The following is a 20,822-nucleotide window of genomic DNA, read 5'->3' on the forward strand; positions in this document are numbered from 1 at the left end:
ACCCTCCCTCCATACTCGAAAGGTGACCGACACCGAGCCGCCGGCCTACGACGCGATCGTGTTGGCCGGCGGCGCCGCGAGACGCCTCGGCGGCGCCGACAAACCCTCCGTCCGGGTGGGCGGCCGGCCGCTGCTCGACCGAGTCCTGACGGCCTGCGCGGGCGCCCGGGACACCGTCGTGGTGGCCGCCCCGCGTCCCACCGTCCGGCCGGTCCGCTGGACCCGCGAGGACCCCCCGGGCGGCGGCCCCGTCGCCGCCCTCGACGCCGGCCTGCGCCAGGTCACCGCCGACCACGTGGTCGTACTCTCCGCGGACCTGCCGTTCCTCGCGCCAAAGACCGTGGAGCGGCTGTCCGCGGCCCTGCGCGCCTCCGGCGCCGACGCCGCCCTGCTCACCGACGCGGACGGCCGCGACCAGCCCCTCGTCGCCGCGTACCGCACGGCACCGCTGCGCCGCGCCCTGTCGGACCTGGCCGCGGGCGGCGGCACGGGCGACGGCGCGGCCGCCGGCCTCACCGGTCTCCCGCTGCGGCGCCTGACCGCCGTACTCGACCTCACCCGTGTCCCGGACCCCTTCGCGTCCTTCGACTGCGACACCTGGGACGACATCGCCGACGCCAGGGCACGCATCAGGGAGCATGGTCACGTGTTGGATGAATGGATCTCCGCAGTCAAGGACGAGCTGGGCATCGACCTGGACGTCGACACCGGCGTGCTGCTCGACCTGGCCAGGGACGCCGCGCACGGCGTGGCCCGGCCGGCCGCCCCGCTGACGACGTTCCTCGTCGGCTACGCGGCCGCCCAGGGCAAGGGCGGCCCCGAGGCGGTCGCCGAGGCGGCCCGCAAGGCCGCCGCGCTGGCCCTGCGCTGGGAGGAGGAGGCGAACGCCGGACCGTCCGCTCCCGGTCGGCCCGCCACCGATGCCGGACCCGGCCGGTGACGGCCCCCGGCATCCGGGTCGGCGCGTCCGCCGGGAACACCGACGACGATCTCGACGTCGAGGAGGCGCTCGCCCTCGTGAGAGAGCCCAGGCAGCCCAGGGAGTTCGGCGAAGGGGTCACCGGCGGCCACGGCCGCCCGCCCGCCGCCCAGGGCGAGCACGCCCACGGCGGTCCGCCGGAGCACCAGCACCACCGGGCCACCCCCTGGCCCCAGGCCCGCGAGGCGGCCGCCCGCGCCGCCCGCTCGGGCGCCCGCCGGGCCCCCGTCTCCTTGGCGCTCGCCGACGCCCTCGGCCTGGCGCTGGCGACCCCGCTGGACGCGCTCACCGACCTGCCCTCCTTCGACACCTCGGCGATGGACGGCTGGGCGGTGGCCGGTCCCGGCCCCTGGGACGTGCGCGAGGAAGGCGTGCTGGCCGGGCACGCCCAGCCGGAACCGCTCACCGACGGCGAGGCGGTACGGATCGCCACCGGCGCCCGGATCCCGGCGGACACCACCGCGGTGCTGCGCAGCGAGCATGGCCGCACCGACATCCAGGGCCGGCTGCACCCCACCCGTGAGGTCGTGCACGGCCAGGACATCCGCCCGCGCGGCCAGGAGTGCCGCAGCGGCGACCAGTTGCTCTCCGTCGGCACCCTGGTCACCCCGGCCGTCCTCGGCCTCGCCGCGGCCGCCGGATACGACACCGTCACGGTTGTTCCCCGTCCCCGTGCCGAAGTGCTGGTGCTCGGTGACGAGTTGCTCACCGAAGGCCTCCCGAGCGAAGGACGCATCCGGGACGCGCTCGGCCCGATGCTGGCGCCCTGGCTGCGTGCGCTCGGCGCCGAGGTGACCGCCGTACGCCGGCTCGGCGACGACGCCAAGGCCCTGTACAAGGCGATCACCTCGTCCGGCGCCGATCTCGTGGTCACCACCGGCGGCACCGCGTCCGGCCCGGTCGACCACGTGCACTCCACCCTGGAGCGCGTCGGCGCCCAACTCCTCGTCGACGGCGTCAAGGTCCGCCCCGGCCACCCCATGCTGCTGGCGCGCACCCAGCAGAACCAGCACCTCGTCGGTCTCCCCGGCAACCCCCTCGCCGCCGTCTCCGGCCTGCTCACCCTCGCCGAACCCCTGCTGCGCACCCTCGCCGCCCACCCGGCCCCCGAGCCGTACGCGCTGCCCCTCGCGGAGGCGATCCAGGGACACCCCTACGACACCCGGCTCATCCCGGTCGTCCTGCGCGGTGACACGGCCGTTCCGCTGCACTACAACGGCCCCGCGATGCTCCGTGGCATCGCCGCCGCCGACGCGCTCGCGGTCGTCCCGCCGGGCGGGGCCCAGCGGGGCGAGGAGGCGGAACTCCTGGACCTGCCGTGGGCCGCCGCGGGCATCGAGGTGTGTTTCACGTGAAACTTCCGGGCCATGACGCCATCGCCCGCCAGGCGGACGAACACCTGCTGTCCCAGCGGGTGAAACTCCCGACGAAGGTCGTGGACCGTCCGTTCCTCCAGGTCAGCAAGCGGCTGGCCCTGGCCCTGCTGGTCCTGGTCGCCACCGCGTTCATCGTCTACGCCGACCACGACGGCTACAACGACACCTCGGACGGCGGCGTCGATCTCCTGGACGCCTTCTACTACGCGACCGTCACCCTCTCCACCACGGGGTACGGCGACATCACGCCGGTCAGTGACGCCGCCCGGCTCACCAACATCTTCGTCATCACGCCGCTGCGCGTGCTGTTCCTGATCATCCTGGTCGGCACCACGCTCGAAGTCCTCACCGAACGCACCCGGGAGGAATGGCGCCAGAACCGCTGGAGGTCCGCCTTGCGCGATCACACCATCGTCGTCGGCTTCGGGACCAAGGGACGGTCGGCGATCCAGACCGTCTGCGCGACCGGGCTGAAGGCGGAGCAGGTGGTCGTGGTCGACCCCAGCGTCAAGGCGATCGACGCGGCCACCGCCGAAGGCTTCGCCGGAGTGATCGGGGACGCGACGCGCAGCGAGGTGCTGAAGCGGGCCGAGGTGCAGCGCGCCCGGCAGATCATCATCGCCACCCAGCGGGACGACACGGCCGTGCTGGTGACCCTGACCGCCCGGCAGCTCAACAAGGGCGCGAAGATCGTGGCCGCGGTCCGCGAGGAGGAGAACGCCCCGCTGCTGAAGCAGTCCGGAGCCGACTCCGTGATCACCAGCGCCAGCGCCGCCGGCCGTCTCCTGGGGCTGTCGGTGCTCTCTCCGGCGGCCGGCATGGTCATGGAGGACCTGATCCAGCAGGGCACCGGCCTGGACCTGGTGGAGCGCCCGGCGGTCAAGGCCGAGGTCGGCAAGAGCCCGCGCGAGACGGCCGACCTGGTGGTGAGCGTGCTGCGCGGACACCGGGTGCTCGGCTACGACGACCCGGCCGTCGGCACCATCCAGCCGACGGACCGGCTGATCACGATCGTCCGGGCCTCTCCGGGCGCCCAGGTCGCGCCGGACATACGTCCGCTGCCCCGAGCCTGACCGCGACATCCGGTCACGGTCCCGGTCCTGACCAGGACCGCGGCCGGGCGGGGAGTAGCGTCGCAGGCATGTATGCGATCACGATTCCCGAACCTGGTGGGCCCGAGGCGCTGGTGTGGGACGAGGTCCCCGATCCCGTGCCCGGCGAGGGCGAGGTGCTGGTCGAGGTGGTGGCCAGCGCCGTCAACCGCGCCGACATCCTGCAACGGCAGGGCCACTACAACCCGCCGCCGGGCGCCTCCGCCTACCCCGGTCTGGAGTGCTCCGGCCGGATCGTCGAGATCGGTGACGGTGTCTCCGGCTGGTCGGTCGGCGACGAGGTGTGCGCCCTGCTCGCCGGCGGCGGCTACGCGCAGAAGGTCGCGGTGCCCGCCGGGCAGCTGCTGCCCGTGCCCGCGGGCGTGGACCTGCGGCAGGCGGCCGCACTGCCCGAGGTGGCCTGCACGGTCTGGTCGAACGTCTTCATGATCGCCCACCTGCGCCCCGGCGAGACCCTGCTCGTGCACGGCGGCTCCAGCGGCATCGGCACCATGGCCGTCCAGCTGGGCAAGGCGATCGGCGCCAGGGTCGCGGTCACCGCCGGTACCAAGGAGAAGCTGGACTTCTGCGCGGAACTGGGCGCGGACATCCTCGTCAACTACCGCGACCAGGACTTCGTCGCCGAGCTGCGGCAGGCCACCGACAACGCCGGGGCCGACGTCATCCTCGACAACATGGGCGCGAGCTACCTGGAGCGGAACGTGCAGGCCCTCGCCGTCAACGGGCGGCTCGCGATCATCGGCATGCAGGGCGGGGTCAAGGGCGAGCTGAACCTCGGCGTCCTTCTGGGCAAGCGGGCCGCGATCACCGCGACCTCGCTGCGTGCCCGCCCGCTCACCGAGAAGGCGGCCGTCGTCGCGGCCGTACGTGAGCACGTGTGGCCGCTGATCGAGGGCGGCCGGGTCCGGCCCGTCGTCGACCGGGAGCTGCCGATGTCCGAGGCGGCCGAGGCACAGCGGCTGGTGGAGGCCAGCGGACACATCGGCAAGGTGCTCCTCGTCGCCCCCTGAGCCGTACCGCGCCGGTCCGTACCGCGCCGCTCGGTGAGGGGCCGTCGTCCTAGTCCCGCCGTACCCGCAGGGCGACGAAGGCGAGGCCGAGGCCGAGGCCGATCAGGATCAGGCCGCTGCCCAGCGGAAGGATGTGCAGCACGGGCTCGGAGGAGTCGTCCTCGGCGGGGGCCGCGGCCTGCTGGGCGGGCTGCTGCCGGGGCGTGCTGGGCACCGGGCCGGAGGTCCCGGACGGCCGCGCCGAGGTGACGGCCGGGCTCGGGCCGCCGGTCCCGTCGCCGGGCGCCTCCTCGTCCTCCTCCGGCTCGTCCGGCTCGTCCTCGTCCTGGTCCTGCCCCTGGACGGCCGCCGCCGGGCCCTGGGGCCGTCCCGGCCGCATCCTGCCCTCACCGGCCAGGGTCCCGGCCCGGGACGGCTCGGCGGAGTCCGACGCGCTCGCCGAGTCCGAGGGCGTCGCCCCGGGATCCTGGGCGACCACCGGACCGGGGTCGTACGCGTGGGCCGTGCCGTGCGGCAGCAGGACCGCCGCGAGGACGAGCAGCAGGCGGACCAGCGCGAGCCGTACACCGCCCGAGGTGGGTCGTGGCCTTGGAGTCACGTCGGTGACCTCCTGGAACACAGTCGTCAGGGCCGACGATCACCAGCCTCACATCCACCGCCGTGCCCGGCACCTCCGGTTCCGCCGATGGGTCTACGCCCGCCCGGGGCGGCGCGGTGCGGTGGATCAGCCGCCATGGGGGGCACCACGGTGGTGGGAGGCAGGGGTGCGAGAGAATGGCCGCATGGAGATGCCGAGGAACGAACGGTCGCCGGAGAACCCCCCGATCCTGGTCGTGGGCCAGGACGGGATGGCACTCGGAGGCGGCAACGGGGGCGAGGACTCCCGCGAGATCCCGGTGACGGAGATGGTGGAACAGCCCGCCAAGGTCATGCGGATCGGCAGCATGATCAAACAGCTGCTGGAGGAGGTGCGCGCGGCTCCTCTCGACGAGGCCAGCCGGGTCCGGCTCAAGGAGATCCACGCCAGTTCCGTGAAGGAGCTGGAGGACGGTCTGGCGCCGGAGCTGGTGGAGGAGCTGGAGCGGCTGTCGCTGCCCTTCACCGACGACGTGACTCCGACCGACTCGGAACTGCGCATCGCGCAGGCCCAGTTGGTGGGCTGGCTGGAGGGCCTCTTCCACGGGATCCAGACGACGCTGTTCGCCCAGCAGATGGCCGCCCGCGCCCAGCTGGAGCAGATGCGCCGGGCGCTGCCGCCCGGTGTCGGCCACGAGGGCGAGGAAGGCGGCCCGGCGGCCGGCCGCTCCGGCGGGCCGTACCTCTAGGACCGGCTTTTGGCGGACCCCGCCTCAAGGACTGTGACGGCGAAGGGCCCGGCGACAGCGTCGCCGGGCCCTTCCTACCGCTTCGGCCCGCCCGCGGGGCCACGGCGCCGGCGCCTCAGCCGGTGGCCGGGTTGCCCGTCGAGACCTTGAGCTCGACGGTCGGCATGTTCTTGGGGTCGACATCCGTGCCGGCGGCCGGGAACTGGTCCATGACCGTGCCGTCGCCGAAGGTGTTCTCGTCCACGGAGGTGAGCTTCATCCGCCAGCCCGCGGCCTGGAAGCACTCCTTGACGGACCTGATGTACTTGAACTTGAAGTCGGGCACCTGGATCTTGTCGGGGTCGTCGTACGACTCCTGCGGCTCGGTGCACACGGTCTTCTCGACGGTCTTCGAGGTGTCCGGGCCGCGGTAGCCCGAGGCCTGCGAGGCCGAGGCGCTCGTGGTGGCGCCGCCGCTGCCGCCGCTGCCGCCGCCCTTGTCGTCGTCGCCACCGCCGCCGCTGTTCAGCACCAGTGCGACGACCAGGCCGACCACGGCGATCAGCGAGACCGCGACCGACCCGATGACCACCGGCCGGTTGCCCCGGCCACCGCCGGACGGCGACGTGCGGGTCGTCAGGTCGTAGGGCGGCGGGGTCGGTGCCTGAGCGCCGTATCCGGCGGGCGTCTGGTAGCCGGGCTGCTGCGGATAGCCGTACGCCGGAGCGGGCCCCGGAGCCGGGGTGCCGTACGGGTTCGGCGTCGGGTGGTACGGCGTCTGCACCGGCCCCTGAGGCGCCGGAGCCGTCTGGTCGACCGGCGGGAACACCGCGGAGCCGACCCCGGAACCGCTCTGCGTGGGCGGGATGCCCGGGACGATGCTGGGCGCGGCGGTCTGCAGCGAGGCGGCGACCCGCAGGCACTCGTCGCGCATGGACTCGGCGGTCGGGAAGCGCTCGTTCGGGTTCTTCTTCAGCGCGCGGGCGATCAGCGCGTCCACGGCCGGGGGCAGCGCCCGGTTGACCGAGGAGGGAGCGACCGGCTGCTCCTGGACGTGCGCGTAGGCGATCGCCAGCGGCGAGTCCGCGTCGAACGGCAGCCGCCCGGTGACCAGCTGGAACAGCATGATGCCCACCGAGTAGAGGTCGGAGCGGGCGTCCACGCCCCGGCCGAGCGCCTGCTCGGGGGAGAGGTACTGCGGAGTGCCGACGACCATGCCGGTCTGGGTCATCGAGGTGACCCCGGACTGCATGGCACGGGCGATGCCGAAGTCCATCACCTTGACGACCCCGCGCCTGGTCATCATCACGTTGCCGGGCTTGATGTCGCGGTGGACCAGCCCCATCTCGTGACTGATCTCCAGCGCCGCCAGCACGTCGGCGGTGATCTTCAGGGCCTTGTCGGCGGGCATCGCGCCGTGCTGCGCGACGTCCGCGTCGAGCACCGAGCCGAGCGGGCGGCCCTCGACGTACTCCATGACGATGTACGGCATGGTCGAGCCGTCGAGGTCCTCCTCGCCGGTGTCGAAGACGGAGACGATGTTGGTGTGCGTGAGCTTGGCCACGGACTGGGCCTCGCGGCGGAAGCGCTCGCGGAAGGCCTGCTCCCGGCCCAGTTCGGTGTGCAGGGTCTTGATCGCCACCTGGCGGTCCAGGACCGAGTCGTACGCCAGGTGCACGGAGGCCATGCCGCCCGCACCGAGCAGGTCGCGCAACTGGTAGCGGCCAGCGGCCAGCGCCCGCCCCGCGTAACGGCCGTGTGCGCCGTCCTGGCTCATTTTCCCCGTCCCCCGTCGTGCGCTCGCGCACCCTTGTCGATCGAATGTCCCGTTCCTGGTCAAGTCCGGGGCCAAGTCTGCCCGAGGGCACTGACACGTCAAGCGGGGTGCCCGTTCCGTGACCGTACGCGAAAGAAGAGGCGCGGAAGCGTTACGACTGCCGTACGCCCGGTACACAGGATTTGCACGCCGTCGCGGGGTACCGGTTTGATGGCCGGTCCGTCCACGGGACGGAACCCGGACCTGGGGGTTGCGCTGAGGCTGTAGCGTGGCCGACGGAGACCGTGACAACACCGCGCGCACCGCGGGCAGAAACGACGGCGAGGACCGATGGCACAGACGCACAGCGCCCAGGGCCCGTCCGACCCCGAGGCGACTGGCGGCGGCATGTCAGACACGCCGGAGATGTGGGGCAACGGCGGCCTGGTGGGCGACGGCCGTTACCGGCTCACGCACCGGCTCGGCCGGGGCGGTATGGCCGAGGTGTTCGCCGCGGAGGACGTACGGCTCGGCCGGACCGTGGCCGTCAAGCTGCTGCGCGCCGATCTCGCCGAGGACCCGGTCTCCAAGGCCCGCTTCACCCGCGAGGCACAGTCGGTCGCCGGGCTGAACCACCACGCGATCGTGGCGGTCTACGACTCCGGCGAGGACGTCGTCGGCGGCCAGTCCGTGCCGTACATCGTGATGGAGCTGGTCGAGGGCCGCACCATCCGTGACCTGCTGATCAACGCCGAGGCGCCCGGTCCCGAGCAGGCCCTGATCATCACCTCCGGGGTGCTGGAGGCGCTGGCCTACTCGCACCAGCACGGCATCGTGCACCGGGACATCAAGCCCGCCAACGTGATCATCACGCACAACGGCGCCGTCAAGGTGATGGACTTCGGCATCGCGCGCGCCCTGCACGGCGCCTCCACGACGATGACGCAGACCGGCATGGTCATGGGCACGCCCCAGTACCTCTCCCCCGAGCAGGCGCTCGGCAAGGCCGTCGACCACCGTTCCGACCTGTACGCCACCGGCTGCCTGCTGTACGAACTGCTCTCGCTGCGGCCGCCCTTCATCGGCGAGACCCCGCTGTCGGTGGTCTACCAGCACGTCCAGGACATCCCGGTGCCGCCGTCCCAGAGCTCCGAGGGCGTCGCCCCGCCGGAGCTGGATGGCCTCGTCATGCGCTCGCTCGCCAAGGAGCCCGACGACCGCTTCCAGACCGCCGAGGAGATGCGCGGCCTGGTCCAGTACGCCCTGCAGATGCTGTACGACCAGGGCGCCCACACCGGCACCTGGAACACCGGCCCGGTCACCGTGCCCGACGGCCGGCACGCGGCGGCCGGCGGTTTCGCCGGCACCACGGCGATGCAGCACCCGATGAACTCCGCCGGGACCTCGCAGATCCCGCAGCCGATCCTGCCGGCCGGCTACGGCGGCGGTGACGACGGCGGCTTCGAGGGCCACGGCAACCGGGGCAGCGGCCGCGGCAAGCTGTGGATCCTGGCCGTCTTCGCGGTGATCGCGATCGCGGCGGGCGTCGCGCTGGCCCTGAACAAGGGCGGCGGCGACGGCGGCGGCACGGGGACGACGCCGACGCCGAGCGTCTCGCGGAGCGCCAAGGACGAGACGCCCAGCTCCAGCCCCTCCGACAAGTCCAGCGACAAGGCCACGGACAGGGCCACCGACACCAGCGGCTCGGGCGGCGACGACAACTCCCACTACACGCCGTCGGAGACCCCGTCGTACACCCAGTCCCAGACGGAGAGCTCGGACCCGACCGACGAGCCGTCGGACACGGCGAGCGCCTCCCAGCCCACCGACACCGCCAGCTCCCCGCAGACCGACCCCTCCGAGTCGTCGGGCGCGGACGGCGGCAGCGGCAACACGGACGAGGGTTCCGTCGCCGGCACCGGCCTCGGCAACCCTTGAAGGACACTGTCGCCCCTGCGGGGCTGAGCGGCGGGCGGCCTCACCGGACGAACGCGTCGCACACGGCGTCGTACTCGCTGGTCCACCACACGGCCAGCGCGGAGGCGGCCGGGAACTGCGGGTCCGCGCGGGTGTCGCCGCGCTCGTAGTGCCAGCGCAGCATCCAGAAGTCGTTGAGCCGTTCCCACCACACCCGGTGCACGGCCGCCGCCAGCTCCGAGGGCGTGGCGCCGGCCGCGCGCCGGTACGCGCGCGCGTAGGCCCGCACCTTCGCCAGGTCCAGCGGTCCCGACGGGCGGACGAAGAAGATGGCGGCGGCGCGGACGGCCTCCTCCGCGCGGGGCTGCACGCCCAGCCGGTCCCAGTCGACGATCGCGGCGGGCGCGTCGTCCTTGTAGAGCAGGTTGAACGGGTGGAAGTCGCCGTGCACCCAGCCCACCGAGGCGCCGCGCGGCGGACGGCGGCCGGCGTGCTGTTCGAGGAGGGCGCGGCGTTCGAGCAGCCGGTGGCGGGCGAGTTCGTCGAAGGAGTCGGCGGGGCGGTGCCGGCTGACCCGGGCGAGCAGGTCGTCGATGAGCGCGTAGGTGTCGGCGGGGTCGGCGCTCTCGACCGGATGGGGGCTGGTGGCCGGGCGGGTGCGGCCCTTGGGCGGCATCACGCGCTCCAGACACGCGTGCACGGCGCCCAGGAGCGCGCCGAGCCGCGCGCACTGCGTGCGCGTGAGCTGTCCGCCGTGCCGGTGTCTGCCGTCGATCCAGGGGTGCAGCGCGTAGGCGTGGCCGCCGACGACGGCGACCGTACGGCCCTCGCGGTGGGCCAGCGGCGGCGCGACCGGGACGCCGAGGGCGGCCAGGCGCTGGGTGGCCAGATGGCGGCGCTCGATGGCGGCCGGGTCGGCGGTGTCGGGGTCGAAGTGGTGCTTCAGGAAGTAGCGGCCGAGGGTCGTGCGGACGTGGTATCCGCGGTTGAGTAGTCCTTGTTCCACGGGTCGGCAGGCGAGCGCGGAACCGGCGGCGTACAGCCGGAGCAGGGCGCCCAGAGGGGGCGCATGGGGCACGAGGGGTGGTAAGCATGAGCGCAGCACGCGGCAGATGCTAGGGCACCGCCTGGGCCTGTGACCTGGGGATTGTCGCAGGCAGTCGCTGTTGGTCACTTTCGGTCACGTGGTGGACGGTGACGGACCCACTTGCGTGTCCGTCCCCGGGGTGGAAGGTGCCCGGCCGTCGCCCCTTCGGCCGCACGCTCCCTGAAATATGCCCATTCGCCCGTTCTCGACCCGCGACACCTCACTCGTCCGCGAACTCTTCCCGTGGCCCGGTGCGGCGGGATAACGTGCGGTAGTTCCGGCCTCCCGCAGGGCTCTGACCAGCAACCTTCCGGTCACTGTCGATCCACTGGGAAACCCAAGCGGAAAGTACTTGGATTTCCAAGCAAAATCGCAGGTCAGGAGGGGTTTCACAGAAATGTGGAGCACTGGGTAACGTGCATCTTGCAGGGCGCTCGCCGGGGCACCTGTCACGCCTGTTCCCGGCCGAGTGGCACCCACCCCGTGCCACGGGTGTCGGAAACAGGTGAGCCGCACTGGTTCACCCGGCAACCCCGGGGGCCGGACCGACGGAGGAGCACACGTGACCGTGGACAGCAGTGCCGCGAGCCAACCGCGACGCAGCGCCGCAGGCAAGGCCGGTACCACCGGCAGCAAGACCGGCACCAAGCGCACCACTCGCACCACCACGAAGAAGAGCACCGATCCCGAGCTCGTGCAGCTGCTGACCCCGGAGGGCAAGCGGGTCAAGAACGCCGAGTACGACGCCTACGTCGCCGGGATCACCTCCGAGGAACTGCGCGGCCTGTACCGCGACATGGTGCTCTCCCGCCGCTTCGACGCCGAGGCCACCGCCCTGCAGCGCCAGGGCGAGCTGGGCCTGTGGGCGTCCCTGCTGGGCCAGGAGGCCGCCCAGATCGGCTCCGGGCGCGCCACCCGCGAGGACGACTACGTCTTCCCGACCTACCGCGAGCACGGCGTGGCCTGGTGCCGCGGGGTCGACCCGACCAACCTGCTGGGCATGTTCCGCGGCGTCAACCACGGCGGCTGGGACCCCAACAGCAACAACTTCCACCTCTACACGATCGTCATCGGCTCGCAGACCCTGCACGCCACCGGCTACGCCATGGGCGTCGCCAAGGACGGCGCGGACTCGGCGGTCATCGCCTACTTCGGCGACGGCGCCTCCAGCCAGGGCGACGTCGCCGAATCGTTCACCTTCGCCGCGGTCTACAACGCCCCGGTGGTGTTCTTCTGCCAGAACAACCAGTGGGCGATCTCCGAGCCGACCGAGAAGCAGACCCGCGTCCCGCTCTACCAGCGCGCCCAGGGCTTCGGCTTCCCCGGCGTCCGCGTCGACGGCAACGACGTCCTCGCCTGCCTCGCGGTCACCAAGCGGGCGCTGGAGCGCGCCCGCAGCGGCGAGGGCCCGACCCTGGTCGAGGCGTACACCTACCGGATGGGCGCCCACACCACCTCCGACGACCCGACCAAGTACCGGGCCGACGAGGAGCGCGAGGCGTGGGAGGCCAAGGACCCGATCCTGCGGCTGCGCCGGTATCTCGAGGCCGCAAACCACGCGGACGAGGGATTCTTCGCGGAACTCGAGGCCGAGTCCGAGGCGTTGGGCAGGCGAGTGCGCGAATCGGTCCGGGCCATGCCGGACCCGGACAACTTCGCCATGTTCGAGCACGTGTACGCGGACGGGCACGCGCTCGTCGACGAGGAACGAGCCCAGTTCGCCGCCTACCAGGCGTCGTTCGCGGACGTAGAGGGGGCCTGACCATGGCGGAGACCGTGACTGTCAAGAACATGGCGCTGGCCAAGGCGATCAACGAGTCGCTGCGCCGGGCCCTGGAGACCGACCCCAAGGTCCTCGTCATGGGCGAGGACGTCGGCAAGCTCGGCGGCGTCTTCCGGGTCACCGACGGCCTGCAGAAGGACTTCGGCGAGAGCCGCGTCATCGACACCCCCCTCGCCGAGTCCGGCATCGTCGGCACCGCGATCGGCCTGGCGCTGCGCGGCTACCGCCCGGTCGTGGAGATCCAGTTCGACGGCTTCGTCTTCCCTGCCTACGACCAGATCGTCACCCAGCTGGCGAAGATGCACGCGCGTTCGCTGGGCACGGTCAAGCTGCCGGTCGTCGTGCGCATCCCCTACGGCGGCGGCATCGGCGCGGTCGAGCACCACTCGGAGTCCCCCGAGGCGCTCTTCGCGCACGTGGCCGGCCTGAAGATCGTCTCTCCCTCGAACTCCTCGGACGCCTACTGGATGATGCAGCAGGCCATCCAGAGCGACGACCCGGTGATCTTCTTCGAGCCCAAGCGCCGCTACTGGGACAAGGGCGAGGTGAACACGGAGGCCATCCCGGGCCCGCTGCACAAGGCGCGGGTGGTCCGCGAGGGCACCGACGTCACCCTGGCGGCCTACGGCCCGATGGTGAAGCTCTGCCAGGAGGCCGCCGACGCGGCCGCCGAGGAGGGCAAGTCCCTGGAGGTCCTGGACCTGCGGTCCGTCTCCCCGCTGGACTTCGACTCCGTCCAGGCCTCGGTCGAGAAGACCCGCCGCCTGGTCGTGGTCCACGAGGCGCCGGTGTTCTTCGGCTCGGGCGCGGAGATCGCCGCCCGCATCACCGAGCGCTGCTTCTACCACCTGGAGGCCCCGGTGCTCCGGGTGGGCGGGTACCACGCCCCCTATCCGCCGGCCCGCCTGGAGGAGGAGTACCTTCCGGGCCTTGACCGGGTGCTCGACGCCGTCGACCGTGCCCTGGCGTACTGAGGAGAGGGTCGTGACGACGATGACGGAAGCGTCCGTACGCGAATTCAAGATGCCGGACGTGGGCGAGGGGCTCACCGAGGCGGAGATCCTCAAGTGGTACGTCCAGCCGGGCGACACGGTCACCGACGGCCAGGTGGTGTGCGAGGTCGAGACGGCCAAGGCCGCCGTCGAACTGCCCATCCCCTACGACGGCGTGGTGCGCGAGCTGCGCTTCGCCGAGGGCACCACGGTGGACGTCGGCACGGCGATCATCACGGTGGACGTGTCGGGCGGTGCCGCTCCCGCGGCGGAGCCCGCGCCGGCCGCCGAGCCCGTACCGGCCGCCGAGCCGGAGGAGAAGCCGCAGGCCCGCCAGCCGGTTCTCGTCGGCTACGGCGTCGCCGCCTCCTCCACGAAGCGCCGCCCGCGCAAGGGTACGGAGCCGACGGCCGCCGAGACCGCGGTCCAGGCGGCGGTCCAGCGGGAGCTGAACGGCCACGGCCACGCCGTCGCCGCCCAGCCCGCCCCCGAGGCCCCCGCCGTGGAGCGTGCCCGCCCGCTGGCGAAGCCGCCGGTGCGCAAGCTCGCGAAGGACCTGGGCGTCGACCTCGCCACGGTGACCCCGTCGGGCCCCGAGGGCGTCATCACGCGCGAGGACGTCCACGCGGCGGTGGCCGCCGCACCGGCGGCCGGGCCCGTGGCGGTCCCGGAGCAGGCACCGGCCGCGCCGGCGGCCGCTCCCGTGGCGTCGTACGACGGCCCGCGCGAGACGCGCGTCCCGATCAAGGGTGTCCGCAAGGCGACGGCGGCGGCCATGGTGGGCTCGGCGTTCACGGCGCCGCACGTCACCGAGTTCGTGACGGTGGACGTGACCCGCACGATGAAGCTGGTGGAGGAGCTCAAGCAGGACAAGGACCTGCAGGGCCTGCGCGTGAACCCCCTCCTGCTCATCGCCAAGGCGCTGCTGGTCGCCATCAAGCGCAACCCGGACATCAACGCGTCCTGGGACGAGGCGAACCAGGAGATCGTGCTCAAGCACTACGTCAACCTGGGCATCGCCGCGGCCACCCCGCGGGGCCTGATCGTCCCGAACATCAAGGACGCCCACGCCAGGACGCTGCCGCAGCTGGCCGAGTCCCTCGGCGAGCTGGTGGCCACGGCCCGGGACGGCAAGACCTCGCCCGGCGCCATGCAGGGCGGCACGGTCACGATCACCAACGTCGGTGTCTTCGGCATCGACACGGGCACGCCCATCCTCAACCCGGGCGAGGCCGCGATCCTGGCGGTCGGGGCCATCAAGCTCCAGCCGTGGGTCCACAAGGGCAAGGTGAAGCCCCGTCAGGTCACCACGCTGGCCCTGTCCTTCGACCACCGCCTGGTCGACGGCGAACTGGGCTCCAAGGTCCTCGCGGACATCGCGGCGATCCTGGAACAGCCGAAGCGGCTGATTACCTGGGGCTGAAAGCGGATAGGCTGAGAAGCGGGCGGTCGCAAATTTCTCTTGCGACCGCCCGCTCACTCTCAGATCCGGTCCAGCACGTAGACCGGCGCCCCCTCCTCCGTCCCGCCCTGCGCGTGGATGCAGGCGTGCTTGCGCAGCAGCCGTAGGCACTCGTTGACGCGATGCACCGTCAGCCCGGTGCGGGCGGCGATCGATTCGAGCGGCTCGCGCAGCTCACCCTTCTCCACGAGGACCGGGGCGATGACGACGGCCACCGTCCACACGTCCTCGGTCACCGACAACCGCCCCCGCCAGTCAGCGAGCACGGACTCGGTGGTCGGCAGCGCCACCGGCGGACCGTAGGGCCTGCGCCGTTCGCGGACGAGTTCGTCGAGCCGGTCGGCGATCCGCTCCATGGCCAGCACCATGGCCTGCTGCACGGCGAGCGTGCTCTTCTGCAATTCGATCAGTTCGCGCTGCCCGCTCGCCAACTGCTCGTCCAACTGCAGGTTGTGCGCCTCCAGCCGGATGATGGCCTCCGCGATCTGCTCCGGCATGGCGTACGCGATCGGAGCACCCGGCTCGGCGGGCTGCACCTCGGCCTCCTCCAGGGTGTAGGAACCCTCTCGCTGGACCGTCGCGATGACCTCGACGACCCACTCCTTGAAGGGGGCGCAGGCGGGCTTCGTGCAGCCGTTGACGAGAGCGATGAGACCCTGGAGATCGATGAGGTTCATGTCTCGACGCCACTCTCGACCTGCGGGAACGCTGAGAGCGTAACCTCCAGTTACGCTCTCGATCGTCTCTCGATGCTCCTCCGGGACGTGATCGGCCAGAGCCTTCCGGGCGTTGGCGTACCCCAGCTCCTTGCACACGTCCACCGCCGGGAACCAGTGCGTTCCGTCCGGCATGGTCAGTCGTCGTACGCGGGCTCCGGTCGCCGCGTACACGAAGTCGCCGACGTCGATCGCCTCGTGGGACCTGGTGTGCTTGGCCTGCTTGTCGGGTTCGTTCATGTGAACCACCTCCGCCGCGGAACCTAGGGCGAAGAAAATCGAATATGCCAGTCAAATACTGTGATGTTCACGATTGTGAGGGAAGGTCACCTGTTCTGCTGCGCCGGGGCGTTCGGGTGTGCGAAAGGCCCGCCGCACGGATTGCGGCGGGCCTTCGTAGGCTCGGTTCCAGGTGAGTCAGATCGTCGCGAAGCCGTAGTTCAGGAGCTTCGTGGCGTCCGTCGCGCGCTGGGTGATGGAGGAGGAGGCGAGGACGGTGCCGATGACCGTCTTGCCGTTCCGGGTCGCGGCGAAGACGAGGCAGTACTTGGCCTCGGGGCCGGATCCGGTCTTGATGCCGATGGCGCCGCTGTAGCTGCTGAGCAGCGTGTTGGTGTTGGTCCAGGCACCCATGGTGCGGGTGGAACCGGTCTTGGTGATCGTCTTCGCCGTGTACTTCTTCGTCTTGACGACCGCGCGGAAGTTGGCGTTCTTCATCGCGCTGCTGGCGATCTTCGTCAGGTCGCGCGGCGTCGAGTAGTTGTTGCCGTTGCCGATGCCGTCGAACGAGTCGAAGTGGGTGTGGGTGAGACCCAGGCTCTTCGCGGCGGTGTTCATCTTGCCGATGAAGTTGGCGACACGCTTGGCGCGCGTGGTGCCGGAACCGTACTTGTCGGCCAGCGCGTAGGCGGCGTCGCAGCCGGAGGGCAGCATCAGCCCGTACAGCAGCTGGCGGACGGTGACCTTGTCGCCGACGATCAGGTGCGCCTGGGAGGCGTTGTTGCGGACGACGTAGTCGCTGTATTCCTTCTGGATGGTGACCTTGGAGTCCAGGTTCAGGTTCGACTGCGCGAGCACGACCTTGGCGGTCATGATCTTCGTGGTCGAGCCGGTGGACAGCTTGGTGTCCGCGGCCTTCGTGTACAGCGTCTTGGCGTTCGAGTTGTTCATGATGTAGCCGCCCTTGGCCACGATGCTGGGCTTCGTGACGGCCTGGGCGGGCGCCGCGGTGAGGGCCCCGGTGGCGAGCAACGCGCCGGACGTGACGGCGACGGCGGCAGCCTTGCGAATGCGGGTGCCCTTAATGCCGGTAATCAAGTGAGTTACCCCGAGTCGAGTCGAATGCCCCTGTAGTGCGGCCAAGTTGAGGCGGCAGGGAAGTGCGGGCCGCACGTGTAGGACACGTAACTAGCACAGATGGTTGTGCGGTCGCTGGGGGAGACATGAGTCACGTCCGCATGGTGGACGTCGCTCGGCATGCGTACGTGTTGTATCTATGCTGTGGGCATGAGCCTGGCCGTCAAGCAGCCCCCCGCCGCCGACCGCGTGTACGCGCACGTCAAGCAAGCCGTACTGGACCGCCACTACGAGGGCGGCACGCTGCTCACCGAGGGTGAGCTGGCCGAGGCCGTAGGGGTCTCCCGCACCCCGGTCCGCGAGGCGCTGCTCCGCCTTGAGGTGGAGGGCCTGATCAAGCTCTACCCGAAGAAGGGCGCCATGGTGCTGCCGGTCTCCGCGCAGGAGATCGCGGACGTGGTGGAGACCCGGATGCTGGTCGAGGAGCACGCGGTGCGCAAGGCCGTACCGCCGTCCGCGCTGCTCGTGGCCCGTCTGGAGGAACTCCTGGACCGGCAGAAGACCGAGGCCGCCGACGGCGACCTGGCGGCCGCGGCCGTCACGGACCGCTGCTTCCACGCCGAGATCGTCCGCGACGGCGGCAACGAGATCCTCTCCCGCCTCTACGACCAGCTCCGCGACCGCCAGCTGCGGATGGGCGTCGCGATCATGAACGCGCATCCGGACCGGATCGCCAAGTCGCTCACCGAGCACGAGGAGATCCTGGACGCGCTGCGCGCCGGGGACGCCGACCTCGCCGTCGAGCTGGTGCACCGGCACGTCGACTGGTTCGCGCACCTGGCGCGGGGTGAGGTCCGATGAGCCGCGGCGGCACCTCGTTGCCCGGTGACCCGCCCGGCGGCCGGCGGGCCGTCGCGGTCTGGTCCATAGGCGTCTCGGTCTACTTCGTCGCCGTCATCTTCCGTACCTCCCTCGGTGTCGCCGGTCTCGACGCGGCCGACCGCTTCCACGTCAACGCCTCGGCGCTGTCCACCTTCTCCATACTCCAGCTGCTGGTCTACGCCGGCATGCAGATACCCGTCGGCCTGCTGGTCGACAGCCTCGGCACCAAGAAGGTCCTCGCCATCGGTGCCGTCCTGTTCACGGCGGGCCAGCTCGGTTTCGCGTTCTCCCCGTCCTACGGCACCGCGCTCGCCTCGCGCGCGCTGCTCGGCTGCGGCGACGCCATGACCTTCATCAGCGTGCTGCGGCTCGGCACCCGCTGGTTCCCGGTCCGGCGCGGCCCGCTCGTCGCCCAGCTCGCCGGCCTGGTCGGCATGGCCGGCAACCTCGTCTCCACGCTCGTCCTCGCCCGGCTGCTGCACGGCATCGGATGGACCCCGGCGTTCGCGGGCAGCGCCCTGGCCGGCGTGGTCGTCCTGGTCCTCGTGCTGTGCTTCCTGAAGGACCACCCCGAGGGGTACGAGCCGGCGCCCTTCCCGCACCGGGGCGCCGCCTACGTCCGCCGGCAGATCGCCGCCTCCTGGCGGGAGCCCGGGACCCGGCTCGGCCTGTGGGTGCACTTCACCACCCAGTTCCCGGCGATGGTGTTCCTGCTGCTGTGGGGCCTGCCGTTCCTGGTCCAGGCACAGGGCCTGTCCCGCGCCACCGCGGGCGAGCTGCTGACGCTGGTCGTGCTCTCCAACATGGTCGTCGGGCTGGTCTACGGCCAGGTCGTCGCCCGGCACCACGCGGCGCGGCTGCCGCTGGCGCTCGGTACCGTCGGCGCGACGGCGCTGGTGTGGGCGGCGACGCTGGCGTACCCGGCCGAGCACGCGCCGATGTGGCTGCTGGTGGTGCTCTGCACGGTGCTGGGGGCCTGCGGTCCGGCGTCCATGCTCGGCTTCGACTTCGCCCGGCCGGCGAACCCGCCCGAGCGGCAGGGCACCGCGTCCGGGATCACCAACATGGGTGGTTTCATCGCCTCGATGACGACGCTCTTCGCGGTGGGCGTGCTGCTGGACGCGACCGGCGACGACTACTCGGTGGCGTTCTCCTGCGTCTTCGTGCTCCAGGCGCTCGGGGTGAGCCAGATCCTGCGGCTGCGCGGGCGGGCGGCCCGGCGCGAGCGGGAACGCCTGGTGGCGAGCCGGGTGGAGACCGTGCACGTGCCCGCGTGACCGCTTCGCCCCGCCACTCCCGGGGATCCGGTCACACGGCCGGCGGGACCGCCGTCGGCACGAGGGTGAGGTAGGCCAGGCCCAGCACGCCCCGGTAGGTCAGCCAGGACGACCGGTGGGCGTCCAGCCGGGCCCGGGTCTCGGTGGCCAGCGGATGTCCCGGACGGGCCGCCAGCCACACCTCCTGGTCCGCCTGGTACGCCGACTCGAACTCCTCCCACTCCGCGAGGTCGGCCGTCTCCGTCCACTCCGGGCGGAACCCGGCCGCCACCGCCAGGCCGACCAGGGCCGCGAGCCCGTGGTGGTCGGCGGCCGAGGCGCCCGGCCACATACCGGAGAGTTCCTCCTCGGTCGGGGTGCGCTGCCAGAAACCCTCACCGAGCAGGACCCGCCCGCCGTCGGCCACCAGCCGCCGCAGCTCCCGCAGGGCCGTCTCCAGATCGTCGTCCAGCGCCTGGCTCGCCCCGAGGCACAGCACCACGTCGGCCGGTCCGCGGCCGGTGCCCGCCGCCGACTCCTCGGCGAACTCCACCCGGCCGGCCAGCCCGCGCTCCCCGGCCGCCCGCCGTCCCCGCGCCAGGTCCCCGGCGTGCACGTCCACACCCACGCCGCGGGCGCCGGGTACGGCCTCCAGCAGGCGCAGCATCAGTTCGCCCCAGCCGCAGCCGATGTCCAGCACGGAGGCGGGACGGGTGGCGGCGAGCCGTCGTACCATCGCGGCCGCGCGGGCCTCGGAGAGCGGGCCGTGGAAGGTGAGCCGGGTCAGGCGGGGCGGGAGGTCGCCGTGCGGAGCGGTGGCAGTGGTCATGCCGGGCAAGGTAGATGCCCGCGGTCGCCGCGGCCCACCGAATTACCGGTGTCCGCCTCCGGCGTCCCCCGGGTGAGCGCGCACCGCTACTGGGTGACCGCGAAGTTCCGCAGGATCGCCGCCGTCAGCTCCTGGTCGCCCTCCGCCTTCACGCGGTCCGCGGCTGCGTCCGGCGTGGTGCGGCCGCAGGCCAGGCGGACGTAGGTCTCCCAGTCGAGGGTGAAGATGGCGGCGGGGCCGAGCGCGGGCGTGGTCTCCAGGGTGCCGCGGCCCTGGATGTCGATGCGGATGGTGCGCAGGAACTCCACCGGCCCGTGCACGTCGAAGATGACGGCCGAGCTGCGCGGGGCGTCGGCCAGGGTGGCGACCACCCGGGGCAGCTCGTCGAGCAGCACGTCCCGGGCGATCTGCGCGCCCGGCGAGTCGAGGTTGCCGGGCCGGCCCAGTGCCGCGCGCAGGTCCTGCTCGTGCACCCACACGTTGAACGCGTGGGAGCGCATGGACTCTTCGAGGGTGATCTCCGTGCTCATCGGCCCGCGCACCGTGTGCCCCGGCTCCCGCGACTCGTTGCGCAGCTGGCGGTTGCGGCGGATGACCGTGTACTCCAGCTCCGAGGTCATCTCCGGCGCCGTGTGATGGCGCCGTACGTCGACCTGCATCTCCATGTAGCGCTGGGGCTCGTTGGTGACGTGGTAGAGGTCGCGCGGCAGGGTGTGGATCGGACGTGGGTCGCCCAGCATCTCGCAGTCCAGCCCGATGACGTGGGAGACCACGTCCCGCACCGACCAGCCCGGGCACGGTGTCCGCCGGTTCCACTCGCCCTCGGGGAGGGGCGTCACCAGCTCGGATATCGCTTCGATGGAGTGGGTCCAGGCGTCGGCGTAGGGCTGGAGAGTGGGATGCAGACTCACGGAACGGGACCCCTCGGCGGTCGGTACTCGGGCAGGTTGTGGCGGCGCTGCCAATGGGTGGTGGCTGCTGTCGGCGGGTGTCTTGAAACGCTAAGTTACGCTGCTGTGAGGCACCCCGGCAGTGCTTTCGTGTGACGATCGTAGGCCCGTGTGG

At 71.9% G+C, this 20,822-nt stretch carries 18 protein-coding genes; 11 read left to right on the forward strand and 7 right to left on the reverse strand.

The genetic code is table 11. The features are described 5' to 3' along the window. Positions 1–22: 22 nt before the first annotated feature. The 4 genes from ACIQOE_RS25240 (at position 23) to ACIQOE_RS25255 (ending at position 4,477) form a co-directional block, all read left to right on the forward strand. Positions 23–940, forward strand: a complete 918-nt coding sequence (locus tag ACIQOE_RS25240) for an NTP transferase domain-containing protein (RefSeq protein WP_401413880.1) — start codon at positions 23–25, stop codon at positions 938–940. After that, a complete protein-coding gene (locus tag ACIQOE_RS25245; RefSeq protein ID WP_401413882.1) occupies positions 937–2,334 on the forward strand; it encodes a molybdopterin molybdotransferase MoeA in 1,398 nt (465 codons plus the stop codon). The genes ACIQOE_RS25240 and ACIQOE_RS25245 overlap by 4 nt, the downstream gene beginning before the upstream one ends. Continuing rightward, the gene (locus ACIQOE_RS25250) at positions 2,331–3,428 is read left to right on the forward strand and encodes a potassium channel family protein (protein ID WP_351316688.1); all 1,098 of its coding nucleotides are present in this window, start codon (positions 2,331–2,333) and stop codon (positions 3,426–3,428) included. Before ACIQOE_RS25245 ends, ACIQOE_RS25250 begins: the two co-directional genes overlap by 4 nt. A 68-nt stretch (positions 3,429–3,496) precedes the next feature. Next, positions 3,497–4,477: an NAD(P)H-quinone oxidoreductase gene (locus tag ACIQOE_RS25255; RefSeq protein WP_399011712.1), complete on the forward strand. Its 981-nt coding sequence runs from the start codon at positions 3,497–3,499 to the stop codon at positions 4,475–4,477. 49 nt (positions 4,478–4,526) lie between these two features. Here the strand turns inward: ACIQOE_RS25255 and ACIQOE_RS25260 are convergent, their stop codons facing one another. Continuing rightward, positions 4,527–5,075 (reverse strand): hypothetical protein, encoded by a 549-nt coding sequence (locus ACIQOE_RS25260; RefSeq protein ID WP_365565098.1) that lies wholly within the window; start codon positions 5,073–5,075, stop codon positions 4,527–4,529. Between the two features lie 184 nt (positions 5,076–5,259). Here ACIQOE_RS25260 and ACIQOE_RS25265 point away from each other — a divergent pair, with 184 nt between their 5' ends. Beyond that, entirely contained in the window at positions 5,260–5,802 is a 543-nt protein-coding gene (locus ACIQOE_RS25265; RefSeq protein WP_351316697.1) for a bacterial proteasome activator family protein, read from the forward strand. A 115-nt stretch (positions 5,803–5,917) separates the two neighbouring features. Here ACIQOE_RS25265 and ACIQOE_RS25270 read toward each other — a convergent pair whose 3' ends face one another. Next, on the reverse strand, positions 5,918–7,558 hold the full coding sequence (locus ACIQOE_RS25270; RefSeq protein WP_401413885.1) for a protein kinase: 1,641 nt from the start codon (positions 7,556–7,558) through the stop codon (positions 5,918–5,920). Positions 7,559–7,888: 330 nt separating this feature from the next. Here ACIQOE_RS25270 and ACIQOE_RS25275 point away from each other — a divergent pair, with 330 nt between their 5' ends. Further along, positions 7,889–9,475: a protein kinase domain-containing protein gene (locus ACIQOE_RS25275; protein WP_351316703.1), complete on the forward strand. Its 1,587-nt coding sequence runs from the start codon at positions 7,889–7,891 to the stop codon at positions 9,473–9,475. Positions 9,476–9,515: 40 nt separating this feature from the next. Here the strand turns inward: ACIQOE_RS25275 and ACIQOE_RS25280 are convergent, their stop codons facing one another. Next, positions 9,516–10,532, reverse strand: coding sequence for a phosphotransferase (locus ACIQOE_RS25280; RefSeq protein ID WP_351316706.1), 1,017 nt, complete (start codon positions 10,530–10,532; stop codon positions 9,516–9,518). 571 nt (positions 10,533–11,103) lie between these two features. On the opposite strand from ACIQOE_RS25280, the gene pdhA reads away from it, so the two are divergent. Genes pdhA through ACIQOE_RS25295 form a run of 3 tightly spaced genes read left to right on the forward strand, consistent with a single transcriptional unit; the run spans position 11,104 to position 14,739 of the window. Continuing rightward, a complete protein-coding gene (pdhA, locus tag ACIQOE_RS25285) occupies positions 11,104–12,303 on the forward strand; it encodes a pyruvate dehydrogenase (acetyl-transferring) E1 component subunit alpha (RefSeq protein WP_351316709.1) in 1,200 nt (399 codons plus the stop codon). A gap of 2 nt (positions 12,304–12,305) precedes the next feature. Further along, positions 12,306–13,298 (forward strand): alpha-ketoacid dehydrogenase subunit beta, encoded by a 993-nt coding sequence (locus ACIQOE_RS25290; RefSeq protein WP_351316712.1) that lies wholly within the window; start codon positions 12,306–12,308, stop codon positions 13,296–13,298. Between the two features lie 10 nt (positions 13,299–13,308). After that, positions 13,309–14,739 (forward strand): dihydrolipoamide acetyltransferase family protein, encoded by a 1,431-nt coding sequence (locus ACIQOE_RS25295; protein WP_401413889.1) that lies wholly within the window; start codon positions 13,309–13,311, stop codon positions 14,737–14,739. 59 nt (positions 14,740–14,798) lie between these two features. Here ACIQOE_RS25295 and ACIQOE_RS25300 read toward each other — a convergent pair whose 3' ends face one another. Both ACIQOE_RS25300 and ACIQOE_RS25305 read right to left on the reverse strand, forming a co-directional pair. Beyond that, positions 14,799–15,734 (reverse strand): Bro-N domain-containing protein, encoded by a 936-nt coding sequence (locus ACIQOE_RS25300; RefSeq protein WP_365569203.1) that lies wholly within the window; start codon positions 15,732–15,734, stop codon positions 14,799–14,801. Positions 15,735–15,911: 177 nt separating this feature from the next. Next, positions 15,912–16,811 (reverse strand): D-alanyl-D-alanine carboxypeptidase, encoded by a 900-nt coding sequence (locus ACIQOE_RS25305; protein WP_362639996.1) that lies wholly within the window; start codon positions 16,809–16,811, stop codon positions 15,912–15,914. Positions 16,812–17,000: 189 nt separating this feature from the next. Here ACIQOE_RS25305 and ACIQOE_RS25310 point away from each other — a divergent pair, with 189 nt between their 5' ends. Both ACIQOE_RS25310 and ACIQOE_RS25315 read left to right on the forward strand, forming a co-directional pair. Next, positions 17,001–17,651, forward strand: coding sequence for a GntR family transcriptional regulator (locus ACIQOE_RS25310; protein ID WP_351316724.1), 651 nt, complete (start codon positions 17,001–17,003; stop codon positions 17,649–17,651). Next, on the forward strand, positions 17,648–18,949 hold the full coding sequence (locus ACIQOE_RS25315) for an MFS transporter (protein ID WP_362639998.1): 1,302 nt from the start codon (positions 17,648–17,650) through the stop codon (positions 18,947–18,949). The genes ACIQOE_RS25310 and ACIQOE_RS25315 overlap by 4 nt, the downstream gene beginning before the upstream one ends. A 31-nt stretch (positions 18,950–18,980) precedes the next feature. On the opposite strand, the gene ACIQOE_RS25320 is transcribed toward ACIQOE_RS25315, so the two are convergent. Continuing rightward, on the reverse strand, positions 18,981–19,757 hold the full coding sequence (locus tag ACIQOE_RS25320) for a class I SAM-dependent methyltransferase (protein WP_365569200.1): 777 nt from the start codon (positions 19,755–19,757) through the stop codon (positions 18,981–18,983). 86 nt (positions 19,758–19,843) lie between these two features. Then, the gene (locus ACIQOE_RS25325) at positions 19,844–20,668 is read right to left on the reverse strand and encodes a maleylpyruvate isomerase family mycothiol-dependent enzyme (RefSeq protein ID WP_351316732.1); all 825 of its coding nucleotides are present in this window, start codon (positions 20,666–20,668) and stop codon (positions 19,844–19,846) included. Positions 20,669–20,822 lie beyond the last annotated feature (154 nt).

It is taken from the genome of Streptomyces sp. NPDC091282 (genome assembly GCF_044757385.1).
In the GTDB taxonomy this organism is placed as follows: domain Bacteria; phylum Actinomycetota; class Actinomycetes; order Streptomycetales; family Streptomycetaceae; genus Streptomyces; species Streptomyces gramineus.

Bases quoted from the DNA above. Each gene is read 5' to 3' on its own strand.
- ACIQOE_RS25320 (WP_365569200.1), bottom strand. From the start codon at position 19,757: ATGACCACTGCCACCGCTCCGCACGGCGACCTCCCGCCCCGCCTGACC.
- ACIQOE_RS25290 (WP_351316712.1), top strand. From the start codon at position 12,306: ATGGCGGAGACCGTGACTGTCAAGAACATGGCGCTGGCCAAGGCGATC.
- ACIQOE_RS25270 (WP_401413885.1), bottom strand. From the start codon at position 7,558: ATGAGCCAGGACGGCGCACACGGCCGTTACGCGGGGCGGGCGCTGGCC.
- ACIQOE_RS25265 (WP_351316697.1), top strand. From the start codon at position 5,260: ATGGAGATGCCGAGGAACGAACGGTCGCCGGAGAACCCCCCGATCCTG.
- ACIQOE_RS25275 (WP_351316703.1), top strand. From the start codon at position 7,889: ATGGCACAGACGCACAGCGCCCAGGGCCCGTCCGACCCCGAGGCGACT.
- ACIQOE_RS25255 (WP_399011712.1), top strand. From the start codon at position 3,497: ATGTATGCGATCACGATTCCCGAACCTGGTGGGCCCGAGGCGCTGGTG.
- ACIQOE_RS25315 (WP_362639998.1), top strand. From the start codon at position 17,648: ATGAGCCGCGGCGGCACCTCGTTGCCCGGTGACCCGCCCGGCGGCCGG.
- ACIQOE_RS25300 (WP_365569203.1), bottom strand. From the start codon at position 15,734: ATGAACGAACCCGACAAGCAGGCCAAGCACACCAGGTCCCACGAGGCG.
- ACIQOE_RS25310 (WP_351316724.1), top strand. From the start codon at position 17,001: ATGAGCCTGGCCGTCAAGCAGCCCCCCGCCGCCGACCGCGTGTACGCG.